This is a genomic window from Saccharicrinis aurantiacus, from assembly GCF_001660705.2.
GTDB classification, from domain to species: Bacteria; Bacteroidota; Bacteroidia; order Bacteroidales; family Marinilabiliaceae; genus Saccharicrinis; species Saccharicrinis aurantiacus.
This window is the reverse complement of record NZ_LYBV02000011.1, coordinates 1-8,603: the sequence shown is the minus strand read 5'-3', so window position 1 is coordinate 8,603 and position 8,603 is coordinate 1. Positions and strand designations below refer to the sequence as shown.

Genomic DNA, 8,603 nt, shown 5'->3' with positions numbered 1-8,603 from the left:
CAATCGCAGCAAATCAGTAACAGTTCGCGAAGGTTTAGAAGCTAAATACAACAATACAAGAGTAAAATTCTCTTATGCCAAAGGAACTGATTTACCATTAATCGATCGTTCAACAGAGAAAGTTTCAACGGTAAATGTGCCTAATAAAAAAGGATTTGCTAAAGCGGTTAAAGCTGCAAAAAATAGCGATATTGTTTTAGTTGCAATGGGCGAAAACTACCACTGGTCGGGCGAAGCTGCTAGTCGCAGTGAAATTACCCTTCCAGGAAATCAGCGCGAGCTTTTAAAAGAACTGAAGAAAACAGGTAAGCCAATTGTTTTGGTATTATTCAACGGTCGTCCGCTTGATTTATCATGGGAGGCTGAAAATGTAGATGCCATAGTTGAGGCTTGGTATCCTGGAATTAAAGCTGGTGATGCTGTGGCGGATATCATTTCTGGAGACTACAACCCATCGGCTAAATTGGTAATGACTTTCCCGCGTAATGTGGGTCAGGTGCCTATTTATTACAACATGAAAAATACAGGTCGCCCATTTAACGATGATGCTCCTGCCGATTACCGATCAAATTATATCGATGTGGAAAACACTCCACTATATCCATTTGGTCATGGTTTATCATATACAAACTATAAGTACAGCAATTTAAAATTGAGCAGTGCTGAATTTTCTAAAGGTGGCTCAATCAATGTTTCCATTGATGTTACCAACAATGGAAATTACGATGGCGAAGAAGTGGTTCAGCTATACATCCAAGACATTGTAGCTTCAGTTACGCGTCCGGTGAAAGAGCTAAAAGGTTTTGAAAAAGTTGCCCTTAAAAAAGGAGAAACCAAAACCGTTGAATTTACCATCGACGAAAGTACTATTGAGTTTTTAGATAACAACATTAAACCAACTGTGGAAGCAGGTGACTTTAATGTGTGGGTAAGCACTAGTTCTAGCGATGAAAGTAATCACAAAACTTTCTCATTTAAATAAAAAATCAATTATTGTAGCTCAGCTATTTATATAGCTGAGCTGCATTAATAATAGGATTCAGTATAGATTATAAACCCTTTACACATCAAACAATCAAATAATTAATGTTACATAAAGCTATTTACATTTAACCATAAATAGCTTAAATTACATTAATGCTCTAATTGTATACCACTGCTTATCTTTTTAAAGAGCTATTACTGTTGAGTATAATTGAAACTATTTCATAATAATATAAGATGATTACATATGAAAAACAGCTTAATTATTATTTCAATTCTAATCATAGTTACCCAATCTATATTTGCCCAAAATAAAACATCATTTAATGATGGTTGGTATTTTAACATTGCAAGTTCTGATAATTCAAAAATTGTAAGCCTCCCACATCATTATAATTCCGATGCCTATATTACGAGTAATTATTACAGAGGTGATGCAACATACCAGAAACGTTTTTTCGTAAAAAAACAAAATCAAGAATTAGATAACTTCTTATATTTTGAAGGGGTTAATTCACGAGCAGATATTTATGTAAACGATAAAAAAGCCTATACACACAAAGGTGGATATACAGGCTTCTACCTTGACATCACGGAACTTGTTAAATATGGCGAGCATAATACAATCAAAGTTATTGCTAATAATACAAATGTTGATATCCCTCCATTATCAGGAGATTTTACAATTTTTGGTGGAATCTACCGTCCTGTTTGGTTTATTACCAAAAATAAAATTCAATTTAGAATCTCTGATTATGGCAACAACGGTGTGCTAATATCACAGAAAGTAAATTCTGAAAATAAAATATATGCCTCTGTTGATGTATCGATAAATAATAACACTTCTAAAAAAACTAAAGTATCTATAAATTACTACTTATACCCACCTCAAGGTAGTCAAGTATATATACACACCATAAAAAAGAATATTCCTTCAGGAGAAAGTAAAATTAAATATGATCTTCCAAGCATTAAAGATGTACAACTTTGGAGTCCATCTCATCCAAATTTATACCAATTAGAGGTAGTAATAAAAAACTCAAAAGGAGAAACTCTTGACCGAGTTTCAAACAATATTGGGTGGCGTACAATCTCTTTGGATAAAAACAATGCATTAATATTAAACGGAAAACCAATAAAGTTAATGGGCGCCAGTCGTCATCAAGATAGAGCTGGTTTTGGAATCGCCTTATCAGATCAACAACACATTGATGATATTAAACTGATGAAAGAACTGGGCTGCAACTTTATTCGTTTAGCTCATTATCCGCAATCAAAAGCTGTTTTAGATGCATGCGATGAATTGGGTTTATTAGTTTGGGAAGAAATTCCTGTGGTTGATCTTATTAATAACAACAGTGAATTTAAAGCAAATGCTAAACAGGCTTTGCACGAGATGATCTTTCAACACTACAATCACCCGTCTATCATTATGTGGGGCTATATGAATGAAGCCATAATTCAAGTTCCGCATCGCATTAAAGATAAAAGTGAAAGATCAACTCAATATAAAGCAACTGTTGACTTCGCACATGAATTAGAAAAGTTGTGTAAAGAGTTAGATCCAAGCAGGTACACAGTAATGGCTTACCATGGCACTCAACTGTATAACGAAATTGAGCTATCCGCTGTTGCTCAAATATCTGGTTGGAATTTATACAATGGGTGGTATGGAAATAAGCTTAGTGATTTTGAAGAGTTTATTTCAGAGGAACATCGTAAATATCCGAATAGATCCTTAATAATATCTGAATTTGGCGCAGGATCTGATAAAAGAATACACAGCCTAAAACCTCGAAAATTTGACTTCTCAATTGAATACCAACAGAAGTTTATGGAACATTATTGGCCCATCATTAGAGACTCTAGTTTTATTATGGGAGGTGCAATGTGGAACCTTATTGATTTTAGCTCTGCTGCTCGCCAAGAATCAATGCCACATACAAACAACAAAGGACTAGTGTACGGCAACCGAGAGCATAAGGATGTTTTTTATTATCAAAAGGCATTTTTGAACACAGAAACACCTGTAGTTCATATAGCCACAAGAGATTGGACTAAACGTACTTTGATAGATTCAGATAGTATACAAACCATTAAAGTATACTCTAATTTAGATTCTGTAAGCTTATACCTAAACAATCAATTTATTAGCAAGAAAAAAACGAACAACTATATAGCCACTTGGGACTTGCCTCTGCCTAAAGGTTTTAATAGTTTAACAGCTTCTGGGTCATGGAACGGAAAGCTTATTGAAGATCAGTATAAAATAAATATAGACTATATAAAACGCCATTCATCTACACTTGATAAAGCTGCTATACATATCAACTGTGGTAGCGATGCTTATTTCCATGAGAACGGGTCGTCTAAAGTTTACTTACCTGATTTACCCTACCAACAAGGTAGTTGGGGCTATATTAATGGGACTGCTCTTGAGCTAGGAGATCGTCCGGGTACAACTGCTGAGATCAAGGGAACCCTGAACGACCCACTATATCAGACACAAAGACAAGGAGATTTCTCATACCAATTTGACTTAAAACCAGGCAGCTATGAACTCACCCTTCATTTCGCTGATTTAAATAGCTTTGGACCACCCCTCGCCTATGATCTAGGGGTTGAAAACCATAGTAATACTACCAAACAATCTATGAACATCTCAATTAATGATATGTTAATCGAAAAAGCCTTTACTCCAAGTGAACTAGTTGGAGGAAGAACGAAACTTACAAAAACCTATATAGTAAATAGTGGCCACAATGGCCTTGTTTTAAAGCTTGAATCCGAGAACAGTAAACCATTCTTGAATGGTATATCATTAATATTTAAACGTTAAAATAAATACCTATCATGATTAAAAAAACACTCATTTTACTATTCATGCTTGGGCAAATAGCTCTAGCACAAGATCCAGTAAATATTGCTGGAGATGTTTATGATGATACAGGTGCCCCTTTGCCTGGTGCTAGTGTTGTTATAAAAGGAACAACTACCGGAGTCTCAACAGATTTTGACGGACATTTTGAACTCCCTGGAGTTCTTGCTACTGATGTAATTGTTATTTCCTTTATTGGTTTATTGCCACAAGAAATAACCGTTGGTTCTCAAACTAACTTTAACATAACCCTTAAAAGTGATGCCAGCGACCTAGAAGAAGTGGTTGTTATTGGTTATGGTACAAGTAAATCAAAAGATTTAACTTCGCCTATTGCAACCGTATCTGCAGAAGAAATTACTTCCATGAATACTTCTTCTGCCATGGGTGCAGTTCAGGGTAAACTTCCAGGAGTTACAATTGTAAGTTCAGGAGTTCCAGGAGATGGCCCTGCTGTAAGCATTAGAGGTGTTGGTTCCTTTGAAGATACAAGTCCTTTATATGTTGTAGATGGTATGTTCTTGGATGATATTAACTTTTTAAATCCTAACGACATTGAAACCATGTCGATATTAAAAGATGCCTCTGCAGCAGCAATTTATGGAGTTAGAGCAGCCAACGGCGTTGTGTTGATAACAACCAAAAGTGGTTCTAAAGATCGCAAACCAACAGTTACCTACGATGGCTATTATGGTGTTCAGAATGTATCTCAAAGGTTAGAAATGGCTAACTCACAACAATATGCTGATTTCATGAGAGCATCAGGAGATCCTGATTTAGCAGCTCTTATAGATGCATCAATTGCGCGTTATGGCGGTTCTAATGGCTATCCTTCTGTATCAACAGATTGGTATGAGGAACTTATTAAAAATAATGCTTCCATACAAAACCATAGCTTATCTCTAACAGGTGGTACCGAAAAAACAGCCTATGCTTTTAGTGCTGGTTATTTTAAGCAAGATGGTATAATGGATGCTACCGGCGAATATGAACGAATTAACTTTAGAGCAAAGGTTGATTTTGATATCTCCGACAAGGTTAAAATAGGATTTACATCATTATTAACCAATGAAGATAAAATGACGGATGATAGCCAAGCATGGTTTCAGGCCTATGTAAATGCCCCAACCTATCCGGTTTACGACGAAACACAAAGTAGTGAAGAATCTTATCCTATAAAATTTGCCAACCCACATAATTTGGGTTATGATACTTATTACACCAACCCCGCTGCTGTCGCCTATTACAGAGGTGATAATAAAACAGATGGAACTCGCTTTATGCCTTCCATTTACCTAGAAGTTGATCCATTTAATAATAAGGATATCAAATTTAGAACAGCATTAAACATTGATTATCGATATGAGGCCAATACTCTGTATACCCCAGAATATAAATCGGGGAATAACATACAACAAATTAACCAACTAAGTAAAACAACACGTTGGGACTATGATTATGTTTGGGATAATACAATTACTTGGGACAACCAATGGGATAGACACCGCTTAAAGTCGATGGTAGGTTTCTCCGTGCGTGAAGAAAATCACCGATGGTTACAAGGAACAGCTCAAGGAGTTCAGAATAAAGAATACATCAATACTGGGGATGAATCTACAACTCGATCTTACGATGGAGGTACTAAATTTAAAGGACTATCTGCATTTGCACGATTCTCATACGATTATTTAAACAAATACATATTGTCAGTAACAATGAGAGCTGATGGTTCATCTAAATATCAAGATAAGTGGGGATACTTCCCATCTGTTGGTGCAGGATGGGTAATCTCAGAAGAAGATTTCTTTGCTGGAGTACGAGGATCAGGTTTCGATTTCTTCAAACTTAGAGCTTCGTGGGGTATGCTAGGTAATGATAAAGTTCCTGCAAATGATGGTTTTGCTTCTATTACAACAGGAGGTTTAAATGAGTCTGGTATATTCGGTGGAAGTAATTTAATACCCGGAATGTTAAACAACTCAGTTTATTCCTCATTAGCATGGGAAGTTGTATACGAAACCAATGTGGGTATAGATACTAAGTTTCTTGATTATCGATTAAACTTCGAGGCTGATTATTACAGTAGAGATACTAAAGATATGGTGATTAGAACCGTTTTACCTATGGGTAATGGAAGCATATTAAGAAATACTGGTTCTGTACGTAACTCAGGTATAGAGATACTTGTTGGTTGGTCGGATAAAGTGGGTAGCGACTTCAGGTATTCGGTAGGAGGTAACCTAACCACCATAAAAAATGAAGTACTAGACTTAGGTAATGAGCCATACATTCAAACAGGTACTGCTGAATATCCGCAACGTTCAGTAGTTGGTGAGGCCTTATACTCCTTCTATGGTTACAAGGTAGATGGTGTTTACCAAAACCAGACTGAAATTGATAACGATCCAATTGCTGTTGCGAATGGTTTGGAGCCCGGCGACCTTAAATTTTCAGATTTAAATAAGGATGGCAAGATAGATTCAGATGATAGAACATTGATTGGGAAACCAAATGCTGATTTTACCTATGGATTCAACTTTAGCGCAGGTTACAAAGGATTTACATTAGCAGCAGCATTTCAAGGAGTTCAAGGCGCATCAATATTTAATAGAAAAAGAGCGGATATTAACAAACATCCGATAAATAACTTAGATGCAGACTTGGCAGATAATGTTTGGTCGGGCGAAGGATCTTCTAATACTTACCCTTCTGCCAAAGGGATGTTTAACACATGGAATAATGCACGTTTAAGTGATTTCTATATCGAAGATGGATCCTATTTCAGGATTCAGAATATTCGTTTATCATATGATTTCTCAAGTGACTTGGTAAATAAAGCTAAACTATCAGCTGTTCAATTATATATTAATGCTGATAGGCCTTTTACTTCCTTTAAGTCAAATGGTTTTACTCCTGAAGTTCCTGGAGGAATTGATGAAACTGTTTATCCTATTCCTTCTATTTATTCACTTGGAGCCCGAATCTCATTTTAATCGAATAACTTAAATAATATAAAAATGAAAATATATAAAAACATATTATCAATAGTAGTAATTCTATTACTACTCAGCTCTTGTAACGACTGGCTTGATGTTGTTCAAGAGGGTACAGTTCCAACAGAGGAGATTGATTATACCAATATTAGTCAAATGTACGGACCGGTATCTGGTGTATATGCAAATGCAAGACAAAATATGTCTCGATGGGAAATGTGGCCATTACTTAATGTTAGGGGCGACGATGTTACAAAAGGAGGTAATTCAGAAGCTGATCAGGCAGGATTCTTAGATGTTGAAAATTTTAATTATGATGCAGTTAAAGATTTCTGGGCACTTGAAGAAAGCTGGAAAGGTTTATATCAGATTGTTTTCACTACATATAATAATGAAGTTCTTTTAAATAGATACAGAGAGAATATTACACAAGAAAGTGATCTACAACTTGCATTACAGTATGAAGCTGAAATAAAATTTCATAGAGCCTTAGCTTACTTCTTTATCTCTAACCTTTGGGGAGATATTCCTCTAATTGATCCAGAAGATGTTAACTACGGATACCCCTTCAGGTTTAGCTTAGACTCTGTAAGAAAACTAATTCACAGTGAGCTCGATTTTTGTATTACGAACTTACCTGCAGAACAAACAGAACATAGAGGAGCTGCTACAAAATGGTCTGCCATGGCCCTAAAAGCCAAACTGGCACTTTATCAAGGTGATTATGCAACCACTGAATCTCTCACAAGTGAGATCATAAGAGATGCTGGCATTCAACTTACAACTGAGTATTATCAATTATTCAAAATCCCGGGTAAACTGGCTCCTGAATCTTTGTATGAATTTCAGTTTACTGATTTTGAATCAGGTGATGGACAGCAAGTTTATGGAGGGGCTTGGTTCCAACATCAAGGACCTCAAAATAATCCAGCACCAATATCCGGTTGGGGATTCATGTTACTTAAGTCTGAATATATCAACTTCCTAAATGATCGAGGAGAATCGACTCGATGGGATGTTGCTGTATTAGAATCAGGCACAACTTCTCCTGCGGGTGATGAAATTTCATTATTTGAGCCTAGCTACCTTGATATAAAAGCGCATTATAACGGAAAGGCTTACACACCTAGTAGTCAAATGACTCCTGGACGAGTCGATTATGGCTCTAACAATAACATCCGTTTATTACGTTATGCCGATGTTCTTTTAATGAATGCAGAAGCAAGAGTAAGAACTTCGGGCGATGCTGCTACTCCGTTAAACGAAGTACGCGCCAGGGCAATGCTTGATCCTATTGCTGCTCCTACTCTAGAAGATATCTTGAATGAAAGAAAAGCGGAATTTTCTGTTGAATGGGGTAATCGTTTCCACGACTTGGTTAGAACAGATCAAGCAGCTACCGAACTACCTGGTTTTGTTAAGGGTGAACATGAATTTTTACCAATCCCTGTAGCTCAAGAAGATTTAAATCCTAACCTAACAGAACCTGTTGTAGAATAATTCTAAAATGAACTGAATTTATAATAGAATGGTACAATAAATGCTAGTAAAGATGTAGTGTCTTTTCTAGCATTATTAACCCTTCTTCTTATACATACACAATCAAAAAATGACACAGTAATAATTTGAAAATTTATGATATTTAAAAAGAAAATTAGTTCTATAGCTTTTCTTGCAATAGTGCTTATTTCTTTATCATGCAGCGATACCAAAACGGTTCACATACCGGGTTGGGATAGCTTTAGTGA

4 protein-coding genes are annotated in these 8,603 nt (G+C 36.0%); all 4 read left to right on the top strand.

Annotated elements, in window-relative coordinates:
* Window positions 1-982, top strand: a 982-nt coding sequence (locus A8B35_RS05040) for a glycoside hydrolase family 3 C-terminal domain-containing protein (protein ID WP_171973159.1), incomplete at its 5' end; no start/stop codon positions are given.
* A 249-nt stretch (window positions 983-1,231) separates the two neighbouring features.
* On the top strand, window positions 1,232-3,823 hold the full coding sequence (locus A8B35_RS05035) for a glycoside hydrolase family 2 (RefSeq protein WP_075602292.1): 2,592 nt from the start codon (window positions 1,232-1,234) through the stop codon (window positions 3,821-3,823).
* 14 nt (window positions 3,824-3,837) lie between these two features.
* On the top strand, window positions 3,838-6,855 hold the full coding sequence (locus A8B35_RS05030) for a SusC/RagA family TonB-linked outer membrane protein (RefSeq protein ID WP_075602291.1): 3,018 nt from the start codon (window positions 3,838-3,840) through the stop codon (window positions 6,853-6,855).
* A gap of 24 nt (window positions 6,856-6,879) precedes the next feature.
* The gene (locus A8B35_RS05025) at window positions 6,880-8,355 is read left to right on the top strand and encodes a RagB/SusD family nutrient uptake outer membrane protein (RefSeq protein ID WP_075602290.1); all 1,476 of its coding nucleotides are present in this window, start codon (window positions 6,880-6,882) and stop codon (window positions 8,353-8,355) included.
* Window positions 8,356-8,603 lie beyond the last annotated feature (248 nt).